General features: G+C 37.1%; 13 protein-coding genes. 2 read left to right on the top strand and 11 right to left on the bottom strand.

The window, feature by feature from the left end; translation table 11 throughout:
* From ACIQ6T_RS09300 to fucP, 7 genes are all read right to left on the bottom strand, one after another.
* Positions 1–559: amidohydrolase family protein (locus ACIQ6T_RS09300; protein ID WP_395785708.1), on the bottom strand; the 559-nt coding region annotated here is incomplete at its 3' end.
* Positions 556–1,404, bottom strand: a complete 849-nt coding sequence (locus tag ACIQ6T_RS09295; protein WP_395785706.1) for a fumarylacetoacetate hydrolase family protein — start codon at positions 1,402–1,404, stop codon at positions 556–558. The genes ACIQ6T_RS09295 and ACIQ6T_RS09300, both read right to left, overlap by 4 nt.
* Positions 1,405–1,407: 3 nt before the next feature.
* Positions 1,408–2,085, bottom strand: coding sequence for an SGNH/GDSL hydrolase family protein (locus ACIQ6T_RS09290; RefSeq protein ID WP_395785704.1), 678 nt, complete (start codon positions 2,083–2,085; stop codon positions 1,408–1,410).
* A 5-nt stretch (positions 2,086–2,090) separates the two neighbouring features.
* The gene (locus ACIQ6T_RS09285) at positions 2,091–2,834 is read right to left on the bottom strand and encodes an SDR family NAD(P)-dependent oxidoreductase (RefSeq protein ID WP_395785702.1); all 744 of its coding nucleotides are present in this window, start codon (positions 2,832–2,834) and stop codon (positions 2,091–2,093) included.
* Positions 2,835–2,899: 65 nt separating this feature from the next.
* Positions 2,900–4,546: a UxaA family hydrolase gene (locus ACIQ6T_RS09280; RefSeq protein ID WP_395785700.1), complete on the bottom strand. Its 1,647-nt coding sequence runs from the start codon at positions 4,544–4,546 to the stop codon at positions 2,900–2,902.
* Positions 4,547–4,550: 4 nt separating this feature from the next.
* The gene (locus ACIQ6T_RS09275) at positions 4,551–4,883 is read right to left on the bottom strand and encodes an L-rhamnose mutarotase (protein ID WP_395785698.1); all 333 of its coding nucleotides are present in this window, start codon (positions 4,881–4,883) and stop codon (positions 4,551–4,553) included.
* Positions 4,876–6,210 carry an L-fucose:H+ symporter permease gene (gene fucP, locus ACIQ6T_RS09270; RefSeq protein ID WP_395785696.1) on the bottom strand — a complete coding sequence of 445 codons (1,335 nt, stop codon included), beginning with the start codon at positions 6,208–6,210 and terminating at the stop codon, positions 4,876–4,878. Before fucP ends, ACIQ6T_RS09275 begins: the two co-directional genes overlap by 8 nt.
* Before the next feature lie 87 nt (positions 6,211–6,297).
* Here fucP and ACIQ6T_RS09265 point away from each other — a divergent pair, with 87 nt between their 5' ends.
* Positions 6,298–8,754: a M14 family zinc carboxypeptidase gene (locus tag ACIQ6T_RS09265; protein WP_395785694.1), complete on the top strand. Its 2,457-nt coding sequence runs from the start codon at positions 6,298–6,300 to the stop codon at positions 8,752–8,754.
* Positions 8,744–10,177, top strand: a complete 1,434-nt coding sequence (locus ACIQ6T_RS09260; protein WP_395785692.1) for an alpha-L-fucosidase — start codon at positions 8,744–8,746, stop codon at positions 10,175–10,177. Before ACIQ6T_RS09265 ends, ACIQ6T_RS09260 begins: the two co-directional genes overlap by 11 nt.
* On the opposite strand, the gene ACIQ6T_RS09255 is transcribed toward ACIQ6T_RS09260, so the two are convergent.
* The 4 genes from ACIQ6T_RS09255 to ligA are packed head-to-tail and all read right to left on the bottom strand — an operon-like array spanning position 10,143 to position 13,778.
* Positions 10,143–10,592, bottom strand: coding sequence for a hypothetical protein (locus tag ACIQ6T_RS09255; RefSeq protein ID WP_395785690.1), 450 nt, complete (start codon positions 10,590–10,592; stop codon positions 10,143–10,145). The two genes, ACIQ6T_RS09260 and ACIQ6T_RS09255, sit on opposite strands and share 35 nt — an antisense overlap.
* On the bottom strand, positions 10,573–10,875 hold the full coding sequence (locus ACIQ6T_RS09250; protein ID WP_395785688.1) for a Dabb family protein: 303 nt from the start codon (positions 10,873–10,875) through the stop codon (positions 10,573–10,575). The genes ACIQ6T_RS09255 and ACIQ6T_RS09250 overlap by 20 nt, the downstream gene beginning before the upstream one ends.
* Complete coding sequence (gene dapA / locus ACIQ6T_RS09245) at positions 10,875–11,774, bottom strand: 4-hydroxy-tetrahydrodipicolinate synthase (RefSeq protein WP_395785686.1); 900 nt, start codon at positions 11,772–11,774, stop codon at positions 10,875–10,877. The genes ACIQ6T_RS09250 and dapA overlap by 1 nt, the downstream gene beginning before the upstream one ends.
* A 3-nt stretch (positions 11,775–11,777) precedes the next feature.
* The gene (gene ligA, locus ACIQ6T_RS09240) at positions 11,778–13,778 is read right to left on the bottom strand and encodes an NAD-dependent DNA ligase LigA (RefSeq protein ID WP_395785684.1); all 2,001 of its coding nucleotides are present in this window, start codon (positions 13,776–13,778) and stop codon (positions 11,778–11,780) included.
* Positions 13,779–13,856: the final 78 nt, after the last annotated feature.

The raw sequence follows: 13,856 nt of genomic DNA, 5'->3' as shown, positions 1-13,856 counted from the left end.
ACACATGATCTAAAGATTTAAAGGCTTGTAATTCTTTTTTCCAAGCGCCTAAATCACCCGATTTAATCGGTGGTTTAGCCAAATGGTCTAATACGATTTTCTGTTCAAGACTTTGACAAAAATCAATGCCTGACTGCAACTGATGAGGTAAAATAAGTAAATCATAGGTATAATCGAAGGCATCGAGTGCACGAATACCTTTTAAAAATGCGGGTCTCTTTAGAAAATCAGTATCCTTTTCTCCTTGAACGATGTGACGAAAACCCTTAATTGTTTCAAATTGTGAGAAATAGGCAAGTCGGTCTTCAATATTGGATTGTTGCAAATCTACCCAGCCTACTACTCCGCGAATAAAATCGGATTGCTCTGCTAAAGCCAGGAGAAATAACGTTTCTTCTTCTGACGATGCGGCTTGGACTGCGACACAACTTTGAATTCCTTTGGATCGAAATGTATCTTCATCAGGATAGAAATCAGCACGAATTGTGGACATTTCTGGAGTTATCCAGGCGTCTCGTTCTTCATCATAGTTCCAGAAATGCTGATGGGAATCTATCATTTTGAATAAGCTATAACTGTCTGTTTTTGTTCTCCTAGACCTTCCATACCCAATGTTACTACGTCACCTGCCTGTAAATAGATGGGAGGTTTGAAACCTAATCCCACTCCATGCGGTGTACCAGTAGAAATGACATCACCTGGCAAAAGCGTCATAAATTGTGAAATATAGGAAACTACTTGAGGTACGTTGAAAATTAATTGGTCTGTATTCGATGTTTGAAAACGCTTCCCATTTACATCGAGCCACATGGATAAATTATGCACATCTTTTATTTCATCTTTTGTAACCAAAACAGGTCCTAGTGGTGCAAACGTGTCACATCCTTTTCCTTTTGACCAGTTACCACCGCGTTCTAATTGGTATTCGCGCTCTGAATAATCATTATGTAAACAATAACCAGCTACATAATCATAAGCTTCTGTTTCTGAAACGTATTGGGCTTTTTTGCCAATAACGATAGCCAATTCAACTTCCCAATCTGTTTTGGTTGATCCTTTTGGAATAACTACAGGATCGAATGGACCACTCAGAGCTGTTGTAGATTTAAAGAAAAGTATTGGCTCTGTTGGTATATCAGCACCTGTTTCACGCGCATGATCTGCATAGTTCAATCCTACGCAAATAATTTTGGATGGACGGGCGACACATGAACCAATTCGCTCAGGTGATTTGATTTCAGGTAAATCTGTAGAAGCGACTATTTTTGCTAGTTTGGTTAAACCATCTGCTGCAAAAAATGCTTCATTATAATCTTGAACATGTGCTGAAACGTCTAAATAACGGCCATCGATAAGAATCGCTGGTTTTTCTTGTTCAAATTCTCCTATTCTTACTAATTGCATCGACTATAATTTTTTGATTGTTTCCCACATGGTCTCAGCTAAAAACTGGTTACCTGCTTCATTTAGGTGTACGCGATCTGTTGTTAATATGCCTGAAGCCTTATTTTCTATGTTGTTTTTTTCCTCATAGCTTAAAAATGCTTTACGTAAATCGATCAATTTACATTGATTATCTTTGGCAATTTTGCGAATGATATTTGAATATGCATTTAGGTCACCATCATTCTCATTACTCGCATCAAACTTTTCTCCAATCACTGTTGGTGTGCAGATAACTACTTGAATATTAGACTTTTGAAGCTTTTTAATTAAAGCACTATAGAACTTTTCGAATTTGTCTGGATCAGTTCCTGTACGTGATGTTGTCTTATGCCAAACGTCATTAATTCCTACATAGATGATTACAATATTGGGTTTTTTAGCAATGACATCTTCTTCGTGACGAAGGTATAAATCATAGATTTTATTACCTCCAATGCCTGCACCTATTAGTTCATATTTACTAGCTAGACCTTGAGCACCTAACATTTCTGCCATTTTGGTAATGTAGCCAGTTTTGCCTACTCCTGCTTGTGTGATCGAATCACCGAAAAAGACAATACGAGTAGGTGTTTCAAGCGTTTTGTATGAGCTAAGGCTCACGCTGATCAAGCAAATGATGCTTAAAATTTTCGTTTTCATAGGTTTTAATTGTTTAGATATATGAATCCACCGTCGATTGGATAATCACATCCTGTGATGAATGCGGCTTCATCTGAGCATAAATATAAGGCTAAATTGGCAATTTCATCAGGTTTAGCCATGCGACCTAATGGTTGTGTTTTCGATAATTTTTCAAACATTTCTGCTTGATTGTCTGGATAGTTTTTGGCGATAAATCCATCAACAAATGGTGTATGTACACGTCCTGGTGATATGCAATTGCAACGAATGCCTTGATTTATATAATCTTTAGCCACGGATTGCGTCATAGATTTAATTGCCCCTTTGGTCATGGAATACCCAAAACGATCTGGTATTCCCACGGACGCAGCTACGGAAGCCATATTTAAAATAACACCTGATTTTTGTTTAACCATATTTGGGATAAACGCATACATGCAATGATAAGCGCCCTTTACATTAACGTCAAAAATGCGCTGGAAGTCGGCAGGACTTGTTTTCTCCAAATTCCCTATTTGTGGTATACCCGCATTATTTACCAATATGTCGATTGTAGGCAATCGCATGGCTATTTGCTCTACCATTTCAAGGTCAGTTATATCTGCTTGGTGGAAAATGATTTTATCAGGTAAAGGATCTGTTGGTTTATGTAAATCAATTACGTGTACCTCTGCCCCTTGGGCGAGAAATGTTAGCGAAATCGATTTCCCGATACCGGAACATCCACCTGTCACCACTACTTTTTTACCTTTTAATGAAAATAGCATAGTTTAATATTTAAGTAGACGCGAAGTATCGCGTCTCTACATTTTTACTGGCTAACGTCCAGCGTCTATAATGACACCCCTCTTCTCCAAAACATAAAATCATCCTGACCTAAATCCATCGCTTTTGTCGTGATTTCACCTGAAGCCAGTTTAATAACATATTCTAATACTTCCTCGCCCATTTCTTCAACCGTTTTTTCGCCACGAATAATTGGTCCGCAATCGATATCAATGATTTCCGGAAGCTTTTCTGCTAGGCGTGTATTTGTTGATAACTTAACCATAGGACAAATTGGGTTTCCAGTGGGTGTTCCCAATCCCGTCGTAAAAAGTTGAATTGTTGCGCCTGCACCCGCCATTCCTGTAGTTGCTAAAACGTCATTTCCAGGCGTACAAACAAGATTCAATCCTTTTTTCATAGCATATTGACCATATCCGATCGAATCTACTATAGGTGATGATCCAGCTTTTTTTGCGGCTCCAGCTGATTTGATGGCATCTGTTATTAATCCATCTTTAATATTTCCGGGTGAGGGGTTCATGTCGAAGCCTGCACCAACTGCTGCTGCACGTTTGGCATATTCCCGCATCATCTTTCCAAAATTATCTGCTACTTCTGCCGTAACGGAACGATTTTGTAATTCTTGTTCCACACCACACAACTCAGGAAATTCGGCAATCATAACCGTTCCGCCTAGGCCCACAAGCAAGTCGGCCGTATGGCCAATCGCCGGATTAGCTGAAATTCCTGAAAAACCATCAGATCCACCGCATTTCACACCTAATCGTAACGCTGATAGTGGAGCAGGTTTCCGTTCAATTTTATTTATTTCAATTAAACCTTTAAAGGTTTTGAACACAACATCATTTAACAGATTTTCTACACCACTCCCCTCATCTTGTTGTTGCTCGAAAAAGTGAATTGGTTTATCAAAATTTAAATCTTTCTCTTTCAATTTTTCCTTAAAAACTTCTATTTGAGAATGCTGACAACCTAAACTTAATATACTGATGCCTCCTACATTGGGATTTACGCAGTATCCAGCTAATAATTTGCAGAGACTCTCCGACTCATCCTTATTTTCACCACATCCATTTTCATGCGTTAAAAATTTTATTCCATCTACATTTGGGAACAATGGACTTTTAGCTATTATTGCTTCATTTGAACTTGAACCAAGTGATAATGTCTTTCCAGATTCGAATTGTTGGCGAAGATGAACTACTTGATCCGTCACAGAGTCATTTTTTTGAAAACCCAATCCCTGAATAAATGCATTCTTCAGTAATTCAATGTTTCTATTTTCGCAGAATACTAGCGGAATCACCAACCAATAGTTTTGTGTGCCAATTTGGCCATCCGCACGATGGTATCCATTAAAAGTCCGGTCTTTGAATTTAGTTAAATCAGGACTAGTCCACGCATAGTCTTTTTGTTTACCAATGAAATCTTGTGATGCATGATGAAGATTGAATGTGTGAATTAGGCCACCTTTGGCAATATCTTGAATGGCGTGTCCTACTAATACTCCATACATATAGGCATTTCCATCTTTATGTATGGCCTCAGTTGTAAACTTGTGTTTGGCCGCAATATCATCCTGAAGGATAATTTCATTCCCTCCATGGTTAATAATAGTCCCTGCTTTTAGGTCCTGCAATGCGACAAGTAAATTGTCTGATGGATTGATTTGTAAATAAGTACGTGACATAGAATTAATTTAAGCTAAATATACGTTTGGTTAAAACCCATTTTTCATTGGGTTGTGATCCCGGAATTCGTTGTTGATATTGATTCATTAGGTTTTCCCATGCTTGAACTACTTCATTTTCTTGATCAGCTTTCGATTTTGCTTCAAATGAAAATGAATCATCGGTAATCATTTCCATGACTAATCGATTTGCATAGCGATAAATTTCCATCGACGTAATTCCAGACTCCCGAATTAGTTGTTCGATTTCCTTAGGAATGGAGTTATGATACGCCTCATATTGTTTAATTGACGCTTCCTCATTGACCAAATCCAAGATTAACAAATATTTATTCATGTGTTGATATTCGACATCCTCGGTAAGCATAAAAAACAATATAGCTGAAACAAAATAAAGGAATCGCCAGCGCCATATTTGTATTGATTTTAAACAATGATGCAGCTACAGGAGGAATTATTGAGCCACCTACGATTGACATGATTATTAAAGAGGATGCTAATTTAGAACCTTCCCCTAAATTTTTGCAAGACAGCGCAAAGATTGTTGGGAACATGACGGATTGGAAAAAATACACCAACATTAAAGAAACAACGGCAATAATGCCACCGCCCAACATCGCTATGATTAAAGAAACTACCGCCCCAATGGCATAAATACCAAGAATATGGCTTGATTTAAATTTCCCCATTAAAAATGTACCTAAAAACCTGCCTAGCAAGAATAAAACAAATGCGAATGAAGCGTGAAAACTAGCTGTTTGGGTCGCCGACATATCTGAAGTGATCTGGTAAATTTGCTCTACAATCCATAAGTTAGTTTCTGGAGCATAATCTAATTTTAAATCAACAAAATTTCCCCATAGCGTTACCTGAGCTCCTAAGTTTAAAAATTGAGCAATAATTCCTAAAACGAGGTGCTTGTGCTTCAATAATTCGCGAATTGTCACATTTGATTCTACTTTTTCTGTGGATTTTAATTCAGGCATTTTTGTCAGTGCAAATAATACAGCTACGACAGCCACAATGCAACCAATTAATAAATAAGGTGTTTGAACGGATGCGGCGTGGGAAGCCCTTATCGCTTCTGATTCAATGATGGGCATAGCCGCTAGTGCCTCCTGGCTATATTCTTTATCAGAAAATATGAAAAATCCGCCAATTACCGGTCCTAGAATAATGCTCATACCATTAAATGATTGGGCGAAATTTAATCGATAATCACCTTTGGCTGGATCACCTAAAACAGTTACATATAAATTTGCGGCAGTTTCTAAAAAAGCAATACCACTTGCAATCATGAATAATGCAATCAAAAAGAAAGAATAAGAGCGAACATCTGCTGCAGGATAAAACAAAAAGGCCCCGGCTGCATAAAGGATTAATCCAAGTAAAATTCCAGCCTTATAACCGTATCTGCGCATAACGACGCCAGCGGGCAAAGCCATAACGAAATATCCGGCATAAAAGGCAGTTTCTACAATATTGGCTTGCCACCTTTGTAAGTCTAATGCCGTTTGAAATTGTTTTACTAGTGTTCCATTCAAACTATTTGCTAATCCCCACAAAAAGAATAAACTAGTTACTAGAATTAATGGAAGCGTATAATTGGTTTTTTCTGATGAATTTATCTGAATTGATTCGTTTTCGGTTTGAGGTAATGCCATTATAATTTGTTTTAAGTGAAAGTCAAAAGTTCTTTCAATTTACCTTCTTTTTTCTTTAATTTTAATTTTTTCAGTGAACTAAATAATATGAGATTTCTACTTAGCTTTTTATTTTCCATTCTTGTTTTTTGTTCGCTGGGCCAATTAAAAAGTCCAGATGAATTTTTAGGTTATCCATTAGGTTCTCGTTTTACCTATCATTATCAATTAGTTAATTACTGCAAGTACGTGGCTGCACAGAAGCCTTCTGTAGCTGAATGGATTTCATACGGTCAAACAAATGAACATCGCGAATTAGGGATGTTGATTTTGACTAAACCAGAATTGAAAGGGAAGTTGAGTGCGATTAAGGAGCAGCACCAACAGGTTATTCAGGGTCAAAAATCGCCATCTAATGATTTGCCGGTCATCATCAATTTATCTTTTAATGTGCATGGAAATGAAGCTTCAGGATCAGAAGCTGCGTTAGGAGCTATTTACGATTTGGTAAAAGATGGTGGATTACTGACTAGTTCTACAAAAGATTTTGTAGTTCTTATGGATCCATGTATTAATCCTGATGGACGCGATGCGTATGTTACGCAATACAATCGTCGAAATTTCACCTCAGGAGGAAATGCGGATCCCAATGATCAAGAACACTTCGAGGGAAGTGTTTCTGGTCGACATAATCACTTCTCCTTTGATTTAAATCGTGATTGGGTATGGCAAACTCAAATTGAAACGCAGCAACGCATGGCTTTTTTTCAGTCGTGGTTGCCTATGGTTCATGCGGATTTTCATGAGCAGGGTTACCAGAATTCATATTACTTCCCTCCTGCTGCAAAACCTTATTTGAACTTTATTTCGTCAAGCACAAAGGAATTGCAACAGAGTGTTGGCAAATCATTTGCCGCACTATTTGATCAACAAAAATGGCCATTTTTTACGTCTGAGGTGTATGATTTGTTTTATCCTGGTTATGGTGATACCTATCCTATGTTAAATGGTGCTTTAGGAATGACACTCGAGCAAGGTGGAATTAGAGGTGGATTGCAGGCTCAAAAATCAAATGCTGATACAATAAGATTTGTTGACCGAGTGAATCATCATCGCCAACTAGCTGTGAACTTAGTGGGTTGGTCTTTAACAAACAGCGAATCTGTCAAATCCTCTTTTTATCAGAATCATGCTACTGCCCGTACTAATCCCACCAACTTGTATAAAAGCTATTTAATTCCCAAAGATGAGATCGCTAAATCTTCTGACCTTATTCGCTTATTGAAACGTAATCGCATTCGCGTAGGCCAAGTAGATAAAGACTTTCAGTCTAATGCATTCTCATATCTGGAACAAAAAATTGTACCGATAAAGGCATCTGCTGGCGATTTATTGATATCTGCGTACCAATCGGCAGCACCAATGATTCAAGCTTTATTGGATCCAACTCCTTTTTTAGAGGATTCATTAACCTATGATATTACGGCTTGGAATTTATTTCAAATTCATGGTATACGCGCTTATGGGTTAAAAGATAAAGCTTCTTCGGTAACCTACAGTGAATCATTTTTTGTAGAAAATCAGGTACATGAAAATCACGTAGCTTATGTGTTTAAGCCTTCAAAAGAAAGTTCATCCTTTTTAAATTCGTTAGTAAAAGCTGGATATTTAGTTGTATTTAATGATAAGAAAGTAGGTTTTGAAGGTCAGTCTTTCGAACCTGGACACCTTTGGGTTTTAAAGAAACGCGGTAGTTGGGAACGCATGAATCAGTTAGCCAATTTGGCTCAAGTGAAATTATTAGGAATTAATACGTATCGGTCACAAGAAGGAGCAGACTTAGGATCAGAACATTTTGTGCATGTTAAAAGTAGTCACATAGCTGTGGTGGTGGATGGTACTTTTGATGTGGGCCAACAAGGAGAATTGGCTTATTATTTAACGAAGCAAATGCAATTGAATCCAAGTTTTATTCCTATGAATCAGGTATTCAAGGCAAATTTGTCGGCTTATTCGCACCTTATTTTCCCTAATTCAAAGTCGGTTGAACTGTCAAAATCGCAACAAATTTTATTGGACGATTATGTTCGTAAAGGAGGACAAGTAATTCTTTTTGAGAACTCTGGAAGTCTTGTAGCTAAAAATTTAGTGTTAAAAGAGAAAGACTTAACTGATTCTACAGAAGTTCAGGTAGCGTATGAGGATTCTGAACGCAATAATATTTCGAAGACCTTACCTGGTAATTTGCTAGAAGTTCAAGTTGAAAAGTCACATCCATTGGGATTTCGTGTTAATCAAGTAAACATGCTTCTTATTAATCAGGCTGATCAATTATTCATTCCGAATGTAAAATGGAAAGCGATTCTTCAAACAAGTGAAAAGCCTGTTTATTTTGGTTTTATGGGAAGCAAGATTAAGCCAAAAGTTTCTAAAAGCTTACTGTTGGCGAGCTATTCAATGGGTTCTGGCAATTATATTTGGTTTGGATTTAACCCATTATTTAGAGCCATCCCAAATCAATCAATGGTTTTATTTGAAAATTCTATATTATATCATGGTAACTAAGCGAATTCTTTTTCTAGTTTTATTGCTTTGTGTAGTTCGTTTATATGGCCAAAAAATCAAGCCAGTCTACCCTATTCCATCAGCTAAGCAATTGGCTTGGCAAGAATTGGAATACTATGGATTCATTCATTTTAATATGAATACGTTCACGAATGTGGAATGGGGAGAGGGAAAAGAAGATCCTAAATTGTTTAATCCAACACAACTTGATTGTAATCAATGGGCTCGAATTGCGCGAGCTGCTGGTATGAAGGGCTTGATATTAACAGCTAAGCATCATGATGGATTTTCTTTATATCCGTCAAAATATACAAGCCACTCGGTTGTCAGATCTCCATGGAAGAATGGCAAGGGAGATGTTGTCAGAGAATTAGCCGAAGCGTGTAAACGTTATGGTATAAAACTTGGAATATATCTTTCTCCTTGGGATCGATTCCATCCTAATTATGGAACGGATTCCTACAATCTGGTTTATGCTAATATGCAGAAAGAATTACTTACGCAGTATGGACCCATTTTCGAGTTTTGGTATGATGGTGCCAATGGTGAAGGCCCGAATGGAAAGAAGCAAGTATATGATTGGACATTATTCCACTCCATGGTTACCAAGTATCAACCACAGGCAGTTCAATTTTCAGATAACGGTCCAGATATTCGTTGGGTGGGTAATGAACGTGGATATGCGTATGATATGACCTGGTCACCTTTTAATCGGCATGAAATTTATCCTGGTTATCCTAAATTTGATGATTATCGGCAGGGACAAGAAAATGGAAAATATTGGGTAGCTCCTGAGGTTGATGTAAGCATTCGTCCAGGCTGGTACTATCATCCTGAACAAGATGATAAGGTCAAAAGTCCTGATTCATTAATGAAGATTTATATAGCTTCCGTTGGCCGAAATGCCAATTTACTATTAAATATTCCCGTGGACACACGCGGACTAATTCACCCGAATGACTCAGCATCTATGATGGGATTTAAACAGTTACGAGATCAAAGTTTGATTAATCTGATTAAACCTATAGATGAAATTAAGTCTTCTTCTCGCGTTAATGGGCATCCGATTTCATTTGTGCGGGATGTAAATAAACGTTCATTTTGGGCGGCTGATACTAAAGATGCCATGCCAACAATAACTTTTATCCCCAAAAATGTTGTTAAACTGAATGCGATTTTAGTGCAAGAACCTATTTCGTTAGGCCAACGGGTAAAACAGTTTTCAGTGTTACTAACGGATGATACAGGATTAGTTGAAGAAGTAAAAGGCAAGACGATAGGGAATAAACGTATTTTGCCTTTTAAAGAGCGAAAAATAAAAAGCATCCAAGTTAAATTCTTGGATGCTCGAGGTCAAGTTTTGATTTCTAATTTTGAAGTCTTACGGATTACTTCACAACGTAACGAACCGCTTTACCGGTAAATTGGTAGCCGTTCGCTTCTTTTGTGCTATATACTGAATACTTTACATCAACTAAAGCTGACGCCCCAAGTTCTTCTGCTTTGGAGACCATCATCTCCATAAGCTCTTTTTTCTTGTTTTGGTGCATGCCACGATAAAGCATTTTTCCATTTTGCGTTTGATCTGCATTTAATGGCACCTCAGAAGCAAATGAAATTGATTCGATTAATTCGAACGCTTGTTTTGGTGTTTCATTAAAATAAAACACGTCTATTGCATATTTTACGGGTATTTCAAAACCTAAACCATCATGCCGCTCCACACCTCCGTTTTTAAAGTCGGGGCTGTAATACGTATTTGGTTTAATGTTTTTGGAACACGATAAAATAGAAAAAACGAGTAGGCCTAAAGCCCACTTAGATGGATTCTGAATCATATATTAGAACCTTATCCCAAAGTGATGCACAGTCTTCAATAAATTTCAAATGGATTGGATGCGTCTGATAAATATCATGACCTGAAATATCTTCAAACGTAGTTACCAAGCAATAATCATAAGAACGATCAATGACTGGTCGGTCCGTATCAGCAGGTTTCCCTACACTAAATACATCTACTGTGTCAACTTCAGCTAGTGTGCTTACTCCAGTTTCGAATTTAAGAATATCTGCTTCAGATAATCCCTTTTTTAACCAAAAATTTACTACGTGTACGAACATTAGTTTATTAAGTTTTCTTGTTTTATAATTTGAGCTAATTTGTCTCCCAATTTGTCAGATGCTGAAGCTAAAGGCATTCGAACCTGATCTGTAATTAGGTTTTGCAAGGCTAATATTTTCTTAACACCAACCGGATTTCCTTCTTCATATAAGTAAGGGTCAATAGTTAAAAATCCTTTTAATGCTAGCGCAGCTTTGGCAAAATTTCCTGCTAATGCTTCGTGAATCATTGCAGTGAATTGATTTGGAAATGCATTTGCTATGACCGACATTACACCAACGCCACCAATAGAAATTATTGGGATAGCTTGCACGTCATCACCTGAAATCAAAAGAAAGTCGTTTGGTTTATGAAAAGCTATTTCCATGCATTGTTCAATGATACACGAAGCTTCTTTTATTCCTATGATATTTTTATGTTCTGCTAATGTTAAAACTGTTTCAGCTGACATATTTATTCCTGTTCTCCCTGGAATGTTGTACATGATTACAGGAACTGGACATACATCGGCAATAGCTTGATAATGAGCGATAACGCCACGTGCACTTGGTTTGTTATAATAAGGGCATACAGAAAGTATGGCATCTATACCTTCGAAATCAGTTGATTTAATTTGATTGATTAAGTTTTCCGTATTATTTCCGCCTAAACCGTATACGATAGGTAAATTCTTAGAATTGCTTTCTTTTATGGTTGAAACAATCTTTTTCTTTTCATCAGCTGTTGTTGTTGCGGATTCACCTGTTGTACCCTGTACAACAAGGTAATCTACGCCCCCTTGACTGACGTGGTTTATCAAATTTTTCAAGCTGTTCCAATCGATAGAACGGTCAGCCAACATCGGCGTTACGAGTGCTGGTGCAACTCCATGAAATTTAGGTAATTTATTAACTTGCATATATTATGAGAGTAGCGTTAAAAACCCCTCTTCGCTTAAAATTTTTATATTCAGTTGGTTTGCTTTCTCAAGTTTTGCAGGTCCCATATTATTTCCTGCGAGTAGAAAATCTAATTTTGATGAAATACTAGATACTACTTTCCCCCCATTTGCAATTATTTTGTCTTTTAATTCTTCTCTTTCAAAATTTTCAAAGACCCCCGAAATTACAAAACTTTTTCCGACTAAGGCCTCCCCTTCTAAGACTATTTCTTGGATATCTTCAGCTAATTGAATCTTTGCTTCTCGTAATTTTGATATGATAGCTAGATTAATTGGATTTTTAAAATAATCTAAGATGCTAATCGCGATACGATCGCCTATTTCAGGTATAGCAATTAGTTCGTCATAACTTGCGGAAGCTAGGTTATCTAAACTATGAAATGCAATAACTAATTTTTCAGCAATTGTGGCACCCACATGTCGAATACCTAATCCAAATAATACTTGTCTAAATGGAATAAGCTTTGAATTTTCTATCGATTGTAAAATATTTGAGATTGATTTCTTTTGAAATCCTTCCAAGCCCCAAAAACTTAATTCATTTAATGAATATAAATCTGCCACGTGTTTTATAATTCCTTTTTCGAATAATAATTCAATCGTTTCAACTCCAATATTTTCAATATTTAAAGCTTTTCGCTGAATAAAATGCTCAATTTTTCCTTTTATCTGAGGAGGACAAGCTGTTTCATTAACACAATAATGATTTGCCTCACCTTGTAAGCGTATTAATTCCCCATGACATTCTGGGCAGTGCGTTGGAAAGATAAAAGGTATAGCCCCTTTGCCTCTTTTCGTCAAATCTACCCCAGTAATTTTAGGTATTATTTCACCACCTTTTTCGATAAATACGTGATCTCCTTCATGCAAATCTAAACGCTGAATTTCATTTGCATTATGAACGGACGCGCGTTTAATGACTGTTCCGGCTAGATATACTGGATGCAAATTTGCTACGGGAGTAATGTTTCCAGTACGTCCTACTTGATACGATAAGCTCTCTATTTTGGTCTGAGCAATCTCTGATGGATATTTAAATGAAATGGCCCAGCGAGGTGATTTGGCCGTGTATCCTAAGCGTTCTTGTTGGCCTAAATCATTAATTTTTATGACAATACCATCCGTATTCAAGGGTAAATCATTCCGTTTTTCATCCCATTCATGGATGTAAGCGAGTATTTCATCGACCGAAGTACATTTTCTCCAAGTTGGCGATACCGGAAAACCTTGTTGGCTCAATAAATTCAATCCCTCTTCATGGGTTTGAAACGGTATTTCATTTCCGACAAAAGAATATATAAAGCAATCCATATTTCGTCTAGCTACCTCGGCAGAGTCTTGCATTTTGAAAGTGCCAGAAGCTGCGTTTCTAGGATTAGCTAGTGGAGCATCTCCTTTCGCTACTTTTTCCTCATTAATTCTCTCAAAGGAGCTTAAAGGCATAAAACCCTCACCACGAACTTCGAAGGTTGATGGGAATTTGTGTAAGCTTACATTAAGTGGAATACGACGTATTGTCTTAACATTTGCAGTGATATCATCTCCTCGCGTGCCATCTCCGCGTGTTACTCCTTTAACTAATTGGCCATTTTCGTACCAAAATGATAATGCTACCCCATCGAATTTCAATTCACATATATATTCATAAGGTTCATCACCCAAAACTTTTTTAACTCTTTCGTCAAACTCTCGTAAATCTGTTTCATTATAGGTATTTCCTAAGGATAGCATTGGAAACTGATGTATGACTGATTTGAATTCTTTAGTGATTGTTCCTCCAACGCGTTGAGTTGGACTATCTGGTAAAGCAAAAAGTGGATTTTGAAGTTCTAATTGATGGAGTTCATGCATTAGTTCATCAAATGCCTGATCTGAAATTAAACTCTCATTATTTTGATAGTAGGCTTCATTATATTGGTTTATGCGTAATACCAACTCCTGCATGCGCGACTGAATATCCATAGCCTTAATTTAATGAGGTAAAGTTAACTCGTTTCGTGGGAGAAATAAACCTTAGTAAATAAATTTCATACCTTTGCA

This window comes from Aquirufa sp. (genome assembly GCF_044377215.1).
Classification (GTDB): domain Bacteria; phylum Bacteroidota; class Bacteroidia; order Cytophagales; family Spirosomataceae; genus Aquirufa.
This window is presented reverse-complemented; position numbering and strand designations above follow the sequence as displayed.